We start from the raw sequence: 16,314 nt of genomic DNA, 5'->3' as shown, positions 1-16,314 counted from the left end.
TCAGGTTCTGGCTTTGCCCATGCCCATCATGGACATGACCCAACCCGCGATGATGCCGACGATTCCCAGACCAACGCCACCGATCCAGAACACATACCAGTTCGCCATGACCACGCCGATGGTGCCGATCAGGAAAGCGAGCATGATGATGAGGGATGCGGTCCACGCCGCTGGGGTATTCCCGTGACTAGTACTCATGTGCTCAGGACCCTTCCGTCGTTGACATCTTACTGGCGACTGCGACTGCTTTCAGCACTACCGCAGCCTTATGGCGACATTCCCATTGTTCCTCGCTCGCATCCGAGTCTGCCACCAGCCCCGCCCCGGCCTGGACATGAGCCACACCATCTCGGATCACGGCGGTTCGAATAGTGATCGCGGTGTCCATGCCACCGGCGAAATCCAGGTACCCCACTGCCCCGCCGTACAGACCACGCCGGGATGGTTCCAAGTCATCGATAATTTCCATGGCACGCACCTTTGGCGCTCCCGATAGCGTCCCCGCCGGAAACGTCGCTGCCAGCACGTCGTAGGCGGTTCGATCAGGCGACACTTCGCCGACCACGGTGGACACCAGATGCATGACATGGCTGTATCGCTCCACCTGCATGAACTCCACGACCTCAACCGTGCCGGAGGTACACACCCGTCCCAGATCGTTACGGCCCAAGTCCACCAACATCAGGTGCTCGGCGCGTTCCTTCTCATCCGCCAACAGTTCGTCGGCTCGGGCGGCGTCCACCTCGGGGTCTTCGCTGCGCGGCCGGGTTCCGGCGATTGGGTGCATCATGGCTCGACCGTCACGAACTGTCACCAACGCTTCCGGTGAACAGCCGACCACGTCGACACCCACCCCAACCCCGGATTCCAGGTCGGCGGCATCGGAGTCCGGCAACCGCAGCAGGTACATGTAGGGGCTGGGATTGCTGGTTCGCAACACCCGGTAGACGTCAAGCGCACTGGCTGGACAGTCGATATCGAACCGTTGCGAGACCACGATCTGAAATGCGTCACCCGCCTTGATGTGTTCGCGAGCTGCCTCAACAGCGGCCATGTAGTCGGCCGGCTCAGTGCGAGCCCGAAACTGTGGCTCCACGTTCGGATCGAGAGCGGTTACCACCGCCGCCCGAGGCGCGGCCAGATCCGCGGTCATACGATCCAACCGATCCACCGCGTCCTGATACGCCTGATCGGCTCGTTCTGGTGAACCATCGAAGTTGATGGCGTTCGCGATCAGCCAGACCGTTCCCGTCATGTGATCGAGGACAGCGACGTCGGTCGCCAACAACATGGCGACCTCGGGCCCGGGCACTTCTGCCGGATTGGCGTCCGGTAACTTCTCCCAGCGCCGCACCACGTCGTAGGCAAGACAGCCGACCATGCCCGACGTGAACGGCGGGAGTCCTTCGGTAGCCGGGGTGGCTAGCGCCGCCACGGTGTCGCGAAGAACTTCTACTGCTACGCCTTCCGTGGGGATGCCAGCAGGTGGTCGTCCGATCCACACCGCTTGGCCAGCCTGAGCGGTCAACATGGCCGCGCTGCGCACGCCCACGAACGAGTACCGCGACCAGGATCTGCCTGGTTCAGCTGACTCCAGCAGAAACGTACCGGGACGCTCCTGGGCCAAGGCTCGATACAACGAAATCGGAGTGTGATCGTCAGCCAGCACCGTTTTGATGACCGGAACCACCCGACGCTCTTGCGCTAATTCTCGAAACGTCGCAGCGTCGGGAGCTACGACACCGTGACGATCCGGCACCGCTGCATTCATCGTTCCTCCTCCAACACCAACCGCGGCCCCGCATCAAAACAAGTTGCCGCCCCGGTGTGGCAAGCCGGCCCGGTCTGATCCACCGCCAACAGCACGGTATCGCCATCACAGTCGATCCGGATCTCGTGCACCCGCTGGGTGTGTCCGGAGGTTTCTCCCTTGATCCACTGTTGTTGGCGACTACGGCTGAAGTAGGTGGCCCGGCCGGTACGGATGGTGTGCTGCAACGCAGTGCGATCCATCCAGGCCATCATCAGCACAGCTCCGCTGGTGCGGTCTTGTGCAATAGCTGGCACCAGCCCGTCGTCGTTGAATTGAATCTGAGCTAGCGCATCGGCGTTGGTATCGGCCATACCGCCATTGTGCCGTTGAATCATGGGGTGGTGTAGGACCACGAGACGATCACTCATAGAGTGGGGCCGTGTCAGCAATAGATCTGGCCCGAAAAGAGCGGGCAGCACTCTGCGATCTTCTCGATGCCGAGGGGCCCGACTCGCGAACACTGTGCGAGGACTGGACAACCCGGGAGCTCGCCGCTCACCTCGTTGTGCGCGAGGGACGACCTGACACTGCATTTGGTCGACTGGGCGGTCCCCTGGCCGCATGGACTGAGAAGGTCCAATCCGATGCAGCGTCGCAGGATTACAGCAAGCTCGTCGATCTCGTCCGCAGTGGCCCCCCGATCTGGTCGGCCTTCCGGGTGGCCTGGGTTGACGGTCAACTGAACACCCTGGAGTACTACGTCCACCACGAGGACGTTCGTCGCGGTAAGCCCGACTGGCAGGCCAGGGAACTGCCAGAGGAACTCAACGACTTCATCTGGGATCGGTTCCGACTCGCGGGCCGCGGTTGGTTCTCCGGAGTGCCGGGCGGCGTCACGCTTGAGCGCACCGACACTGGAGCCACGCACAAGGTCAAAGGTGGTGAACCGATGGTGACGCTCTCCGGCGCGCCTAGTGAACTGATCATGATCGCCTTCGGTCGTCGCGAGGCAGATGTGAGCATCACTGGCGATGACGAGGCAGTCGCCGCGTTCCGGGAAGCGAAGCTGGGCAACGACGAAGATCTGTTGCACCCCGAAACCGACTGATCCACCGTAGCAACGACGGCAGCTGCGGTCACACCGCATGACTGCAGCTGATCAATCCCTACCCACTTCTCGCCGGCGGGGACTACCCAAAACTCACCCGCGGCGTCATCCGTCGTACCGGGTAGCCAGCGGCAGCCAACTCCCGTTTGGCATCATCAATCTTGATCTCGCCAAAGTGAAAAACACTTGCGGCCAACACTGCATCGGCACCGGCGGCGACTGCCGGGGGGAAATCGGCAGCGGAACCGGCGCCGCCGCTAGCAATCAGCGGCACGGTGACCAACGGTCGCGCGGCAGCAATCATGTCGGTGTCGAATCCAGCAGTGGTGCCGTCGGCATCCATCGAGTTCAGCAAGACCTCGCCAGCTCCCAACTCTGCGGCACGCACCATCCACGCCAGCGCATCAATCTGGGTACCGCGCCGGCCGCCGTGGGTCGTGACTTCAAATCCGCTCGGCGTCTCCGCGCAGCGACGCGCGTCCACCGACACCACAACGCACTGGGAGCCGAAACGCTTAGCAGCCTGCGCGATGAGTTCAGGTCGGGACACCGCCGCGGTGTTCACACCGACCTTGTCAGCCCCCGCTCGAAGTAACCGGTCGAAATCTGCCACGGTACGCACACCACCGCCCACCGTCAGTGGGATGAACACTTCTGCTGCGGTGCGCTGGACGACATCCACCATGGTGCTCCGTTGCGAGGAACTAGCCGTAATGTCCAAGAAAATGAGTTCATCGGCGCCCGCTTCGCTATAGCGAGCCGCGAGTTCCACCGGATCGCCCGCATCCCGCAGATTGCGGAAGTTGACGCCCTTTACTACCCGACCGGCGTCCACGTCCAGGCATGGGATCACTCTGACGGCAAGAGACACGCGTTAAGGCTACGGGGCGTAGAGTGAAAGGCAATGACGAACCCAGACTTAGACCGCCTCGCTGCCGCCCGACATGTGGCATTGACGTCTTTTGCCGCGGACGGCACCAGGGTGAGCACTTGCATGTGGCTTGGCCGGGAAGGTGATGCATTGTATTTGCTGACCCATGCCGGTGCCGGCAAAGTGGAGCGCATCAACGGCAATCCCAGTGTCGAGATCGGACCCAGCGACGGCCGTGGTCGACTTCAAGGTGGGACCTCTACCGCGACCGCGGTAGTGGTGACTGATGCCGAAACTGTTCGTCGCGCTAGTGCGATCATTCGCCGTAGGTACGGCGTGCAGTACCCGCTACTGCGTGGCCTGATGATGCTGCGGGGCCGCAGCGCCGGGAAGCCAGTGGCAATCCGGATCACCAATCCGACTCCCGCGGCCTCCCGCCGGCAACGCCGCGCTGGCTAGCCCTCGCCGGTGTAGTCTTCCGGGCGCACGTAACTGTGCCGCGGCTCCGCGGCGACCAATGCCTCTGGCAACGTGAACTCCCCCGCATAGAGCGCCTTGCCCATGATCGCGCCCTCCAATCCATGCGGCAGGAGTTCGGCCAGCGAGTGAATGTCGCCCAAGCTGCCGATTCCGCCAGAGGCGATGACTGGTCGGTCCGTCGCGCGGCATACCGACTCGAGTAGTTCCAGATTCGGGCCCTCGAGCGTCCCGTCGCGAGAGACGTCGGTAACCACGTAGCGGGGGCAACCCTCCTTGTTGAGCCGGTCCAGCGTCTCGAACAGATCGCCACCTTCTTCGGTCCACCCGCGTGCCGCCAGCGTGGTGCCCCGCACGTCAAGGCCGACGGCGATGCGATCGCCATGCTCGCCGATAATCCGAGCGCACCACTCCGGCTGCTCCAAGGCGGCCGTGCCGATATTGACCCGACGGCACCCGGTGGCAAGAGCGGCAGCCAGCGACTCGTCGTCTCGAATGCCACCGCTGAGTTCCACATTGATATCCATGCGGCCCACCACGTTGGCGAGCAAATCCCGATTCGAACCGCGACCAAATGCCGCATCCAAATCCACCAGGTGGATCCATTCAGCACCCAATTCTTGCCACTGTTCAGCGGCTTCGATGGGGTCGCCGTAGTCGGTCTCAGTGCCCGCAGCACCCTGGACAAGTCGAATAGCACGGCCGTCAGCAACATCGACTGCCGGCAGCAGCGTAAGAATTTCGTTCACGACACCAGCCTAGTGGGCGCTCATTCGCTACTGCGGGGGACTCACAGTTTCAGTTGGTGCTGTCGGAACCGAAGTAGGCACCGGCACTGGCTGGGTGGGCGGTGACACCGGTTCACTAGTGCCGCCGCTGTCCCGCAGCAGGAAGAACCAAGCGAAGAAGAACAGCAGCGCGGCCAAAATGGCCACCAGCGCAATCACTACCCACGGATTGGATTGTTTCTTATCCTCAGGGATTTCACCCATCGGTGGTCCACCGAGCGCGTTCGGGTCAGCGCCCACAACCGGATACGCGCGTGCGTCGGTCCACTTGTTACCGTCCCAAAACCGCTGCCGCTCCGGGGCCTCCGGGTCTGGATACCAGCCTGGCATCGGATTCGCCATTGCCATTTACCTCCGGATCCATGTCCCCCAAGGCGACACTAGCGAACCAATAGACCCGTTGGGGGCCAGATTTCGCAATCTCGTTCAGGACTGGCGATATATGGGAACGGTGCTGGACGACAGCTCAGCCATCCGGGAGCGTAGCTAGCCAGTTCCGCAACAGCCGGGCACCAGCTGGCCCGGACTTCTCCGGGTGGAACTGCGTAGCCCATAGCGGACCGTCTTCGACCGCGGCCACAAACGTCTCGCCGTACTCGGCCTTGGTCACTAGCGGCGCAGCCGGGCCCGACTCCCCCACCCAGGATCGGGCTGCGTAGGAGTGCACGAAGTAGAAGCGTTCCTCCGCCACACCCGCAAACAGTTGACTGGTGGTCGGCGCAACGACCGTGTTCCAGCCCATGTGGGGCAGTACCGGTGCTGCCAGTCGATCGACATCGCCCGGCCACTGCCCGAGTCCCGCCGTGTCCACCCCGTGTTCCCGACCCCGGGCAAAGAGGACCTGCATCCCCACACACACGCCCAGGACTGGCCGCTGCTGCTCGATTCGCTGGCTGACGATGTCAGCGCCACCGGCGGCAGCCAGACCGGCCATACACGCGGCAAAGGCACCCACGCCTGGCACAACAAGACCATCACAGCTCAACGCGAGTTCCGGATCATTACTGATGATCGCGTCTGCTCCGGCCCTAATGAGTGAGTTCTCACACGACCGGACATTTCCGAAGCCATAGTCGAAGACCACGACGCGTGGATTACCCACCGCCGAGAGTTCCCTTGGTACTGGGCACACCCACGACTCGATCATCCAACGCCACTGCCGTCCGCAGTGAACGGGCCACAGACTTGAACTGTGCCTCCACAATGTGGTGCGCATTGCGCCCCGCGAGCACTCGAACGTGAAGCGTAATCTGGGCGGTCGCCACAATCGACTCCCAGATGTGGCGGGTCAACGTGGTGTCGTAGCTGCCGATCAACTCCACAAGGTCTGGTTCCTCATGCACCAGATACGGGCGCCCCGATAGGTCGACGGCAGATTGCACCAATGCCTCGTCCAAGGGCACTAACGAGTCTCCGTACCGGCGGACACCCTGCTTGTCACCCAGGGCTTCTCGTAGCGCCTGACCCACCGCGAGCGAGGTGTCCTCGACAGTGTGATGAGCGTCCACTTCCAGGTCACCGTCGGTGTTCACCACGAGGTCGAAGCCACCGTGCTTGCCCAGTTGCGACAGCATGTGATCGAAGAATGGCACCCCAGTGCTGACTTCGGCGCGACCAGTCCCATCGAGGTCGAGGGACACCGAAACGCTGGATTCCTTAGTGACTCGTTCCACTAGTGCGGCTCTACTCATAGTTTGGCTCCTGTCAGATCTACCGTCGCTGCGAAGGCTTCCCGGAAAGCCTGATTTTCCGTCGGCGTACCGATACTTACGCGTAAGCATCCCGGAATCGGAGTCTCTCGCACTAGTACGCCACGCTCCCGCAAACCGGCAAAAACTGCCGATGCATCCGGCAGCGGGCCAATCAGCAGAAAGTTGGCCTGCGACTCAGCCACCGGAATCTCATGTCCAGTGAGCCACTGCGCCAGCTCGGTGCGTTGCGACACTACCTCCGCGACCGGGGCCAATAGCGCATCGCTGAACTCCAGCGCGGCGACGGCCGCGGCCTGAGTAGTCGCTGAGAGGTGATAGGGCAGTCGCACGATTCGAAGCGCATCCACGATTGCGGGCTGCGCAACGGCGTATCCCAGCCGCAGCCCGGCTAGGCCGAAGGCCTTGCTCAGGGTCCGCACCACGACGAGGCGATCTAGCTCAGGCAGCAGATCCAACGCAGCCGGTGTGTCAGCAAACTCCGCGTAGGCTTCATCAATCACCAAGACGCCCGTGGGCGCTACCAACTCATGCAGTTGCCGGATGTCGTCATGAGTGAGCGGCGTTCCGGTGGGATTGTTGGGAGAGGCCGCTACCACGACTGCGGGCGGATCTGTAGCGATAACCGCCGCAGCCAGCTCCATATCGATGCTGAAATCTGCCGCCCGAGGTTCACTGCGGAACTCGGTCATGGTGTCGCGGGCGTACACCGGATACATCGAGTAGCTGGGCGAGAAGGTGAGCAAGCCGCGACCTGGTCCAGCGAATGCTCCCAACAACTGGTGCATGATTTCGTTGCTGCCATTAGCGGGCCAGATCTGTGCTGGGGTAATACCTCGGCCGACGTAGTCGGCCAGCGCGCTGCGCAACTCGAGTGCCTCCCGGTCGGGATAGCGATTCAAGTCTGCGGCGGCTATGGCAAGGCGATCGGCAATCGCCGCAACGGCTGCCGGCGGCGGTGGATAGGGGTTCTCATTGACGTTGAGTCGCACCGGCACTGGATCGGTGGGAGCGCCATAGGGTTCTTCGCCGACGAGATCGGCACGCAGGGGCAAGTCGGCCATCAGTCGCTACCACCTGAGTCTGGGAATCGAGCGGCGATCGCAGCGCCGTGGGCCGGGAGGTCCTCAGCCTCGGCAAGTATCTGCACCGCACCAGCGATCTGAGCCAATGCCTCCCGGTCGTAGTTGATTGTTTGTACCGAACGCAGAAAGGTGTGCACACCCAGACCCGACGAGTGCGCGGACATTCCCGATGTCGGCAGTACGTGGTTAGAACCAGCTGCGTAATCGCCTAGCGAAACCGGACTATAGGCCCCGATGAAGATCGCGCCGGCGTTGCTGATCTGGGCGGCGACATTAGCCGCGGCTCTTGTCTGAATCTCAAGATGCTCCGCGCCATAGCCGTTGGCGATGGCTACCGCCTGATCGATGTTGTTCACTAGCACCACCGCACTTTGTTCGCCGGAAAGTGCTGCGGCAATTCGTTCCGCATGTTTCGTAGCCCCGACCTGGGCCACCAAGGCTGCCCCCACCTCTCGGGCCAACTGCTCGGAATCGGTCACCAAGACGGCAGCCGCCAGCGGGTCGTGTTCGGCTTGACTCACCAAATCCGATGCCACCATGGCCGGGTCGGCAGAGTCGTCTGCCACTACCATCACTTCGGTCGGGCCCGCTTCGGAATCGATACCCACCTGGCCCCTGACCGCCCGTTTGGCGGCAGTGACCCACACATTGCCCGGACCAGTAATCAGATTGACTGGCCGGCAGGACTCCGGCTCCAGTGATGCGCCATAGGCCAGCATGGCTACTGCCTGAGCACCGCCAACCGAATACACCTCGGTGACACCCAACAACTGGCAAGTTGCCAGGATCACCGGATGCGGCCAGCCGCCGTGGTCTGGCTGCGGCGGGGAGACCACCGCAAGCGACGGCACGCCAGCGACTTGAGCTGGCACGACGTTCATGATCACGCTGGACGGATACACCGCGCGACCACCGGGAACATATAGCCCCACGCGCCGCACTGGGATCCAACGTTGTGCCACTGTGCCACCAGGGATGACATCAATGTGGTGTTCTTCGGGTCGTTGCTGCTCATGGACCCGTCGCACCCGCGCAATCGCGGTCTCTAATGCAGTTCGTACCGCCGGGTCCAACTGGTCGAGGGCGACTGCCAATACCTCCGCGGGGACCCGCAAACTGTCGGGGATGACTCCATCAAGTTGCTCAGTCCACTCGTTGACAGCGGCAGCACCGCGGCCAGCGACGTCGGCAACTATGTGCTGCACCTGCTCAAAAACATCATCTGGCGTTTGACCAGCACGCGGCACGACATGGGCCGCGTCCCAGTTGGCGCCTCGTAAGTCGATAACCCGGATCACTCCCCTAGTCTACGAATGAGCGAGGAATATACGAAGTGAGCCGCACATGATGGACCTAGAATCCGCCGCAGAGGCCGATCCAGCCGGTGAATCGGGGGCTGACTCTCCCCCTCCTACTGCCAAATCCAAGAAGACTTCCGGTCAGAACAAGAAATCTGTCAAGTCAGGTAAAAGTGGGAGCAAGAAGAAGGTCGGCAAAGGTGCCACTCCGGCCACGCAACTGTTGGAAGAGCGCGGGTATAGCTACGCTCTTCACGTTTTTCAGCACGATCCGGCCAATAGCAACTACGGTAAAGAAGCGGTGGACCGGCTCAACGCGGACCCCCGCCGCGTCTTCAAGACGCTCATCGTTGATGTGGGGAATCACCTCACCGCGGCACTGATCCCGGTGTCGGCTTCCCTGGACCTGCGGGCATTGGCCGCTGCTTTGGGGGTGAAACGCGCTGAGATGGCTGAGCCGGCCACCGTCGAGCGCGCCACCGGCTACCGGCTGGGTGCTATTAGCCCGTTAGGAATGAAGCAACAGATCCCGGTCGTCATCGACGACTCCAGCGCAGATGCCGATTTCATGCTGATTTCCGGCGGTCGTCGAGGTCTGGAGTTGGAACTTCGGGTGCGAGCGGTTGTCGATTTGGTCGACGCTAGGCTTGCTCCGATCGCGAGATAACCGGGACCGGCGGCGGCGGCGAGAGCCATCGGTAAGAATAGAGTCATGCGGGAATCAAAAAAGCCGTTCATCATCGGGACAATCGTCTGCGTCGCCCTCTTCGGTATCGGCGCGACACTGCTGGCCATGACTGGCGGTGGTACGGCACCGCCGGTGACTCCATCAGCCATGCCGACCCCCTCGGCGACTGCTGGCACTCCCACGACTGCCCCCGACAAAGATGCGGTGAACGCCAGCGAAGGCAACACCGTCGTGGAACTGCGTTTCGCAGGAGACTGTGAGGGCTGTCTGGTCACGGCGGTACAGACCGCCGACGCCGCCGGCGAACAGCAGCAAACCGCCACCATTACTGATTCGGTCGCACAAGTCGAGTTGCCGACGCCGCAGACCTACGGCCTGTATTTCGAGGTCCGCGGAACTACCGGTGGCGTCGATAATGGCAGTCGGCAGTTGATCCTGCTGCAACCGGACGGCACCAAGCCAGGTGCAGAAGTAACCGCTACTGACATCGACAAAGTCGATCAAGCCGGAGCGTGCTGGGCCGGCACAACTTTGGATACGGCAGTTCTGCGAACCAGAGTGACCGCTGAGAACGGTGAAGTCAGCGCCGCTTGGGCAGATCCAGCACTGCCATCAGTGGGCAAGTCCGTCAAGGCCAACAAGGCCGCTACCGCGACCCCCGATTGCGGTTAGCCCAGCACGCCCGAGCCCAATAGCGCCTTTAAATCACCATAGAGGGCAGGACCGGGCGATACCCGGAGCCGATCGTCGAGCCGCAACACTGTGGTGCGACCGTCATTTTGCAGATGGAGTTGCACCTCCACCGTGCCCGGGTGACTGGCCAAGACCTCTTTCAGCCGATCCACCACCGGCGGGACGCATTTGGCTACCGGCAACGTCAGCCGTACTGGCCCATGCTCTTGTTCTGCTAAGTCGGGAAACGAGACTTCCCGAGCGACAACCTTGAGCGCATCTTCATCGCGGCGTTCCAAGCGAGCGGAGAAGAGCACGATCCGGTCCTCGGTGATCTGGCCGGCAACCGGGCCGTAGGTACGCGGATAGACCGCGACCTCAATCGAGCCATCGAGATCTTCCAGTTGCACGAGCGCCCAAGGCTCACCTTTTTGCCGGGTAACCTTGCGCTGCACCGAGGCGATCAGACCACCGATTGTCACCATCTGCCCGGACGGGCGTTCATCCTGCGTCAGCGAGGCGATGGGACAGTCCACCATCTTGCGCAGCAGATGCTCAACACCGTTCAGCGGATGATCACTGACGTAAAGTCCCAGCATTTGTCGTTCACCGGTGAGCAGCGTGGCCTTGTCCCATTCCGCCATGGGGATCTCCGGCAAGACCTGCAGGGCCGCTGCGGCCGAGTCATCCGAGCCGCCGGCGAATAAATCAAACTGACCGGCGGCAGCCGCCCGCTTGGAGTCAACCATCGCGTCCACGATCTGCTCATGCACCAGCGTCAGACCCTTGCGGGCATGCCCTAGCGAGTCGAAAGCACCAGCTTTGATCAGCGATTCAATGGTGCGCTTATTGCAGACCCCGATGTCGACGCTGTCCAAGAAGTCAATGAAGTCTGCGAACCGACCGTGGCTGCGGCGGGTCGCAATGATTGAGGCCACCACGTTCTCGCCGACGTTACGGACCGCCGACAACCCAAACCTAATGTCGGTGCCACGTGGTGTGAACTCGGAGTCAGACTCGTTGATGTCCGGGGGCAAGACCTTGATGCCCATGCGACGACACTCGCTCAAGTAGATCGCCGATTTGTCCTTGTCATCTTTGACCGAGGTCAGCAGCGCGGCCATGTACTCGGCCGGGTAGTTGGCTTTCAGATAGCCAGTCCAGTAAGCCACCAAACCGTAGCCGGCGGTATGCGCTTTGTTGAAGGCGTAGTCAGAGAACGGGACCAAAATCTCCCACAGGGTGGAGATGGCATCGTTGGAGTAGCCGTTGTCGCGCATGCCATCCGCGAACGGGACGTACTCCTTGTCCAGAATCTCTTTCTTCTTCTTGCCCATGGCGCGGCGCAGCAGGTCTGCTTTCCCGAGCGAGTAACCAGCAAGTTGTTGGGCGATCGCCATGACTTGTTCCTGGTAGACGATCAGACCGTAGGTATCACCCAGGATGTCCGCCAGCGGCTCCGCCAACTCCGGATGAATGGGGGTCACTGGCTTACGACCGTTTTTGCGGTCGGCGTAGTCATTGTGAGCATTCGCTCCCATCGGACCGGGTCGATACAACGCCAGCACCGCGGAGATGTCCTCGAAGTTGTCCGGCGCCATAGAGCGCAGCAGCGCGCGCATCGGACCGCCATCCAGCTGGAAGACACCGAGGGTTTCGCCACGGGTAAGGAGGTCATAGGTGGGCCGGTCGTCAAGTGGCAGCTCTTCCAGCACGATGTGATTACCGGTGTTCGCCTCGATCGCCCGCAGACAGTCGTCCATGACGGTGAGGTTGCGCAGCCCCAAGAAGTCCATCTTCAGCAAGCCGAGGGTTTCGCAGGCCCCCATGTCGAACTGGGTGATGATGGCGCCGTCGGCATCACGTCGCCACACCGGGATGACATCGGTCAGTGGTTCGCTGGACAGAATGACACCCGCAGCGTGCACGCCCACCTGCCGCTTCAGCCCCTCAAGGCCACGGGCGGTGTCAACGACCTCACGCACGACGCCGTCAGACTCATAAAGATCGCGGAATTCCCCCGCTTCACCGTAGCGAGCGTGTTGGGGATCGAAAATGCCCGAGAGCGGGACGTCTTTGCCCATCACCGACGGCGGCATCGCTTTGGTGATCTGATCGCTCAGCGCAAATGGCTGGCCCAACACCCGCGCGGAGTCCTTGATAGCGGCCTTGGCCTTGATGGTGCCGTAAGTGACGATCTGAGCCACATGGTCGTCACCATATTTTTCGGTGGCGTAGCGGATCATCTCACCACGGCGACGCTCATCGAAGTCGATATCGATATCTGGCATCGATACCCGCTCTGGGTTGAGGAAGCGCTCAAACAATAGGCCATGCTCCAGCGGATCCAACTCGGTAATGCCTAGTGCCCAAGCGATCAGGGCGCCGGCTGCCGAGCCGCGCCCGGGACCCACTCGGATGGCATTGTCCTTGGCGTACTGAATCAAGTCCGCCACCACCAGGAAGTACCCGGGGTAGCCCATCTGGGAGATGACGCCCAGCTCGTACTCCATCTGCTGCCGATGTTCGTCCGGCACCGGATCGGGTGCGAAACGTGCCGCTAGTCCTCGCTGCACTTCTTTAGCCAGCCAGGAGTCCTCGGTTTCTCCCGCGGGGATCGGGAACTTCGGCATGAGATCGGCACCGTCGTTGAAGGACACGTCACAGCGCTCGGCTATCAGCAGCGTGTTGTCACAGGCTTCCGGGAAGTCCCGCCACTGCTGCCGCATTTCTGCGGCCGACTTGATGTAGAAGTCGTGGCTATCGAACCGGAACCGGTTGGTGTCGCTGATCAAACTCTTAGTGCCGACGCACAGGAACGCATCGTGAATCTGCCAGTCGTCTGGGTGCACGTAGTGGGTGTCGTTGGTCACCAGCAGCGGCAGGTCCAGAGTTTTGGCGATGCGCAGCAAATCGTCGCGGAACTTCCGCTCAATGTCGATGCCGTGATCCATCAACTCACAGAAGTAGTTTTCTGGGCCCAAGATGTCGCGCATATCGGCCGCAACTTCCAGCGCCTTGTCGTAGTTGCCCGACTGCAACCAGCGGTTGACCTCACCCGATGGACAACCGGTGGTACCGATCAGGCCCTTGCCGTACTGGTCCAGCAAGTCCCGATCAAACCGTGGCGCGCGGTAGAAACCTTCGATACTGGCGCGGCTAGACAGCCGAAAGAGGTTATGCAGCCCGACGTTGTTCTCCGCCCACACCGTCATGTGGGTGTAGGCGAATTTGCCACGACCCTCGCTAATCTCGCCGACACCGTCGTCGTAGCCACCACCGAAATCCATGGGGCTTCGTTCGCCGCGACCGTGCGGTGCGTAGTAGCCCTCAAGTCCGATGATCGGCTTGACGCCGGCCGCGCGGGCTTTGGTGTAGAACTCGTAGGCACCGTAGAGATTGCCGTGATCGGTCATGGCGATGGCTTGCTGACCGACCTCATTCACCCGGGTGAATAGATCATCCAGTCTGGCCGCGCCGTCGAGCATGGAGTACTCGGTGTGAACGTGCAGATGGACGAAGTCGTCGTCCTGCTGCACCCGATTCGTCACGGTGATACTCCTGGGTCAGTCTTGCCGGACCCGGCTGGTCCGAGGCCGGCCATCGGCACGGGCGGTGGCCAGCGGTGACGCGCTTGCCCGGTCACGGATGACAGGCGAGGGAAGAACGCGACGGGTAACTCTAACCCGAGGGCCCTACAACTCGATCGGTGCGGCACGCCGGAGTTGGCTGCGGATCCGATCCACTGGTCGCTGCCGCAGCGAACTCGGCCGGCAACGCTTGTCCGGCGACCGCTGCCCTGCAGTCAGTCCGCCAACCGTTGCAGCGCTTCTGCTAGGTCCGGCGGATAGCTGGATTCCAAGACCACCGGCTCCCCGGTAGTCGGCTGCTGAACTTCCAAGCGAATGGCGTGGAGCCACTGCCGGTGCAACCCGAGCCGCTCCGCCAAGGCCGGGTCGGCGCCGTAGGTCAGATCGCCGGCACACGGATGCCGCATCGCGGACATATGCACCCTGATCTGGTGAGTCCGCCCGGTCTCCAGCCGCACTTCCAACAATGTTGCGTACCGGAACGCCTCCAGCGTCCGGTAGTGGGTAATGCTCGGCTTGCCGTTCGACACCACCGCAAACCGGTAGTCATGGGAGGGGTGACGACCGATGGGCGCCGAGATAGTGCCTTCGGTGGGGTCGGGGTGCCCTTGGATCAAGGCGTGGTAGGTCTTGGTGACCGTACGTTCCTTGAACTGCCGCTTGAGGTCTGAGTACCCAACCGCACTTTTGGCTACCACCATGACGCCACTCGTGCCGACGTCCAATCGGTGAACTATGCCCTGCCGTTCCGCCGCGCCCACATCAGCAACGGCGACCCCAGCGGCTCGCAAGCCACCGATGACCGTGGGACCTTCCCAACCTGGACTGGGATGAGCCGCAACTCCCACTGGCTTATCTACCGCAATCATGTCTTGGTCCTCGTACAGCGTCACCAGACCCGGGACCGGTTCCGGAGGTGTGGCCGCTGGTGGGTCGGGCAGTTCCACCTGCAACCATTCACCGGCCGAAAGCCGATGGGACTTCGCCGCCTGCTGACCATCGACTTCGACGAGCCCTGCCGAGACCAAATCAGCGGCACGGGTACGAGAAACCCCCAGCAATCGGGCGAGGGCAACGTCGATGCGTTCACCAACCAGACCGTCCGGCGTTGGTAGTGAACGCCGGTCAGTCATCGCTGTTGCCGGTCACCGGCGATACTTCAGCGGACGGTTCTTCCGCATCCTCATCGGCTTGCTGCTCCGTCGCCGGGATGCCGAGCAGGGACAGCACAACAATGAGCAAGGCGCTGCCCACCACAGCCATATCCGCCACGTTGAAGACCGGCCAGTTCGGCACCTGGATGAAGTCGCGTACCTCACCGACACCGAAGCCAGGCGGTTGCGTGACTCGATCGACGAGGTTTCCCACTGCACCCCCGAGCAGTAGCCCTAGCGCTACTAGCCACCAGCCGGACACCACTCGACGCGCGAACCAGATAGCCACGACACTGACGATGACGGCGGCGATAGTGAACAGCCCAGTGAAGTCGCTGCCCAGGCTGAAGGCGGCGCCGGGGTTGCGGGTGAAGGTGAACTGCAGCCATTCGCCCAAGACCTGCATGGGTGGTTGGTTTTGGAGTTGGTTCTCCGCCCACACCTTGGTCGCGACGTCGATTACAACGACCACGGCAGCGAGGCCGAGGACTGCCAGGAGGCTACGCCGCGATTGACTGGTCACAAGGTTCAGCCTACGTCAGCGGCGTTCCTGCCTCTGTTTGCACGACAGGCATAGCGTGGCTCGCGGGAAAGCCTGCAACCGGACTTTGCCGATGGGGTTCTCGCAGGACTCGCAGCGACCGTACTCACCAGAGTCCACCATGGTCAGCGCGTGCTGCACCTGTTCCCGCATGTCGGTAACGCTGGCCATCAACGACATCTCGTGTTCCCGTTCATACGTCTTGCTGCCGGTGTCCGCCTGGTCGTCCCCCGCCGCGTCAGCTACTTCCGACATCAGCTCGTCCAACTCTCGGCGCATCGCGGCCAACTCTAGGCTGAGATTGTCTAATTCCTCGCTCAGTTGTTCGCGAATCTCGGTGAGTTCCGCTTCGGTCCATGGGTCTTCGTCCTCTCGAACTGCCAGTTGCACCGACGCCGATGCCGTCCCAGCCACCTTTACCGCAGCCTTCGGGCGAGTAACGTCTGCTGATACTCGTGGCGTGGAAGCTACCGAGGTCTGCGCTGGTGTCGTGACGCTCGAGGTTTTCTTGGCGGGGGCCTTCTTCGCGGGGGCCTTCTTCGCGGGGGCCTTCTTCGCGGGGGCCTTCTTCGCGGGGGCC

18 protein-coding genes are annotated in these 16,314 nt (G+C 62.1%); 4 read left to right on the top strand and 14 right to left on the bottom strand.

Going from position 1 to position 16,314, the window contains the following annotated elements; translation table 11 throughout:
• From K0U62_03295 to hisI, 3 genes are read right to left on the bottom strand one after another with little or no spacing between them, the layout of a single operon-like run.
• Entirely contained in the window at nucleotides 1-198 is a 198-nt protein-coding gene (locus tag K0U62_03295; protein MCH9800544.1) for a hypothetical protein, read from the bottom strand.
• Nucleotides 199-202: 4 nt separating this feature from the next.
• On the bottom strand, nucleotides 203-1,771 hold the full coding sequence (locus tag K0U62_03290; GenBank protein ID MCH9800543.1) for an anthranilate synthase component I: 1,569 nt from the start codon (nucleotides 1,769-1,771) through the stop codon (nucleotides 203-205).
• Nucleotides 1,768-2,124, bottom strand: coding sequence for a phosphoribosyl-AMP cyclohydrolase (gene hisI / locus K0U62_03285; protein MCH9800542.1), 357 nt, complete (start codon nucleotides 2,122-2,124; stop codon nucleotides 1,768-1,770). Before hisI ends, K0U62_03290 begins: the two co-directional genes overlap by 4 nt.
• Before the next feature lie 77 nt (nucleotides 2,125-2,201).
• Between hisI and K0U62_03280 the strand changes: the two genes are divergently transcribed.
• A complete protein-coding gene (locus tag K0U62_03280) occupies nucleotides 2,202-2,861 on the top strand; it encodes a TIGR03085 family protein (GenBank protein MCH9800541.1) in 660 nt (219 codons plus the stop codon).
• A gap of 82 nt (nucleotides 2,862-2,943) precedes the next feature.
• Here K0U62_03280 and hisF read toward each other — a convergent pair whose 3' ends face one another.
• Nucleotides 2,944-3,732: an imidazole glycerol phosphate synthase subunit HisF gene (gene hisF, locus K0U62_03275; protein MCH9800540.1), complete on the bottom strand. Its 789-nt coding sequence runs from the start codon at nucleotides 3,730-3,732 to the stop codon at nucleotides 2,944-2,946.
• A 33-nt stretch (nucleotides 3,733-3,765) separates the two neighbouring features.
• Between hisF and K0U62_03270 the strand changes: the two genes are divergently transcribed.
• Nucleotides 3,766-4,191, top strand: a complete 426-nt coding sequence (locus tag K0U62_03270) for a PPOX class F420-dependent oxidoreductase (protein MCH9800539.1) — start codon at nucleotides 3,766-3,768, stop codon at nucleotides 4,189-4,191.
• On the opposite strand, the gene priA is transcribed toward K0U62_03270, so the two are convergent.
• The 6 genes from priA to hisD all read right to left on the bottom strand — a co-directional run bounded on the left by priA (nucleotide 4,188) and on the right by hisD (nucleotide 9,089).
• Nucleotides 4,188-4,958: a bifunctional 1-(5-phosphoribosyl)-5-((5-phosphoribosylamino)methylideneamino)imidazole-4-carboxamide isomerase/phosphoribosylanthranilate isomerase PriA gene (gene priA / locus K0U62_03265; protein ID MCH9800538.1), complete on the bottom strand. Its 771-nt coding sequence runs from the start codon at nucleotides 4,956-4,958 to the stop codon at nucleotides 4,188-4,190. The genes K0U62_03270 and priA overlap by 4 nt on opposite strands.
• 27 nt (nucleotides 4,959-4,985) lie before the next feature.
• The gene (locus tag K0U62_03260; protein MCH9800537.1) at nucleotides 4,986-5,345 is read right to left on the bottom strand and encodes a DUF2510 domain-containing protein; all 360 of its coding nucleotides are present in this window, start codon (nucleotides 5,343-5,345) and stop codon (nucleotides 4,986-4,988) included.
• Nucleotides 5,346-5,463: 118 nt separating this feature from the next.
• Nucleotides 5,464-6,144, bottom strand: coding sequence for an imidazole glycerol phosphate synthase subunit HisH (gene hisH, locus K0U62_03255; GenBank protein ID MCH9800536.1), 681 nt, complete (start codon nucleotides 6,142-6,144; stop codon nucleotides 5,464-5,466).
• Nucleotides 6,092-6,688 carry an imidazoleglycerol-phosphate dehydratase HisB gene (hisB, locus tag K0U62_03250; protein ID MCH9800535.1) on the bottom strand — a complete coding sequence of 199 codons (597 nt, stop codon included), beginning with the start codon at nucleotides 6,686-6,688 and terminating at the stop codon, nucleotides 6,092-6,094. Before hisB ends, hisH begins: the two co-directional genes overlap by 53 nt.
• A complete protein-coding gene (locus tag K0U62_03245) occupies nucleotides 6,685-7,770 on the bottom strand; it encodes a histidinol-phosphate transaminase (protein ID MCH9800534.1) in 1,086 nt (361 codons plus the stop codon). Before K0U62_03245 ends, hisB begins: the two co-directional genes overlap by 4 nt.
• Nucleotides 7,770-9,089, bottom strand: a complete 1,320-nt coding sequence (hisD, locus tag K0U62_03240) for a histidinol dehydrogenase (protein MCH9800533.1) — start codon at nucleotides 9,087-9,089, stop codon at nucleotides 7,770-7,772. The genes K0U62_03245 and hisD overlap by 1 nt, the downstream gene beginning before the upstream one ends.
• A 49-nt stretch (nucleotides 9,090-9,138) precedes the next feature.
• On the opposite strand from hisD, the gene K0U62_03235 reads away from it, so the two are divergent.
• On the top strand, nucleotides 9,139-9,756 hold the full coding sequence (locus K0U62_03235; GenBank protein ID MCH9800532.1) for a Cys-tRNA(Pro) deacylase: 618 nt from the start codon (nucleotides 9,139-9,141) through the stop codon (nucleotides 9,754-9,756).
• A gap of 45 nt (nucleotides 9,757-9,801) precedes the next feature.
• On the top strand, nucleotides 9,802-10,449 hold the full coding sequence (locus K0U62_03230; protein MCH9800531.1) for a hypothetical protein: 648 nt from the start codon (nucleotides 9,802-9,804) through the stop codon (nucleotides 10,447-10,449).
• Here the strand turns inward: K0U62_03230 and dnaE are convergent.
• The 4 genes from dnaE to K0U62_03210 all read right to left on the bottom strand — a co-directional run.
• The gene (gene dnaE / locus K0U62_03225; protein MCH9800530.1) at nucleotides 10,446-13,988 is read right to left on the bottom strand and encodes a DNA polymerase III subunit alpha; all 3,543 of its coding nucleotides are present in this window, start codon (nucleotides 13,986-13,988) and stop codon (nucleotides 10,446-10,448) included. The two genes, K0U62_03230 and dnaE, sit on opposite strands and share 4 nt — an antisense overlap.
• Before the next feature lie 266 nt (nucleotides 13,989-14,254).
• Entirely contained in the window at nucleotides 14,255-15,172 is a 918-nt protein-coding gene (locus K0U62_03220) for an RluA family pseudouridine synthase (protein MCH9800529.1), read from the bottom strand.
• Nucleotides 15,165-15,716: a signal peptidase II gene (gene lspA / locus K0U62_03215; GenBank protein MCH9800528.1), complete on the bottom strand. Its 552-nt coding sequence runs from the start codon at nucleotides 15,714-15,716 to the stop codon at nucleotides 15,165-15,167. Before lspA ends, K0U62_03220 begins: the two co-directional genes overlap by 8 nt.
• Before the next feature lie 15 nt (nucleotides 15,717-15,731).
• The coding region (locus K0U62_03210; GenBank protein MCH9800527.1) for a TraR/DksA C4-type zinc finger protein at nucleotides 15,732-16,314 on the bottom strand (583 nt) is incomplete at its 5' end.

Source organism: Actinomycetes bacterium (assembly GCA_022599915.1).
Lineage (GTDB): Bacteria > Actinomycetota > Actinomycetes > S36-B12.
Note: the sequence above shows the minus strand (reverse complement) of the source record. Positions and strands in the feature narration are given on the sequence as shown.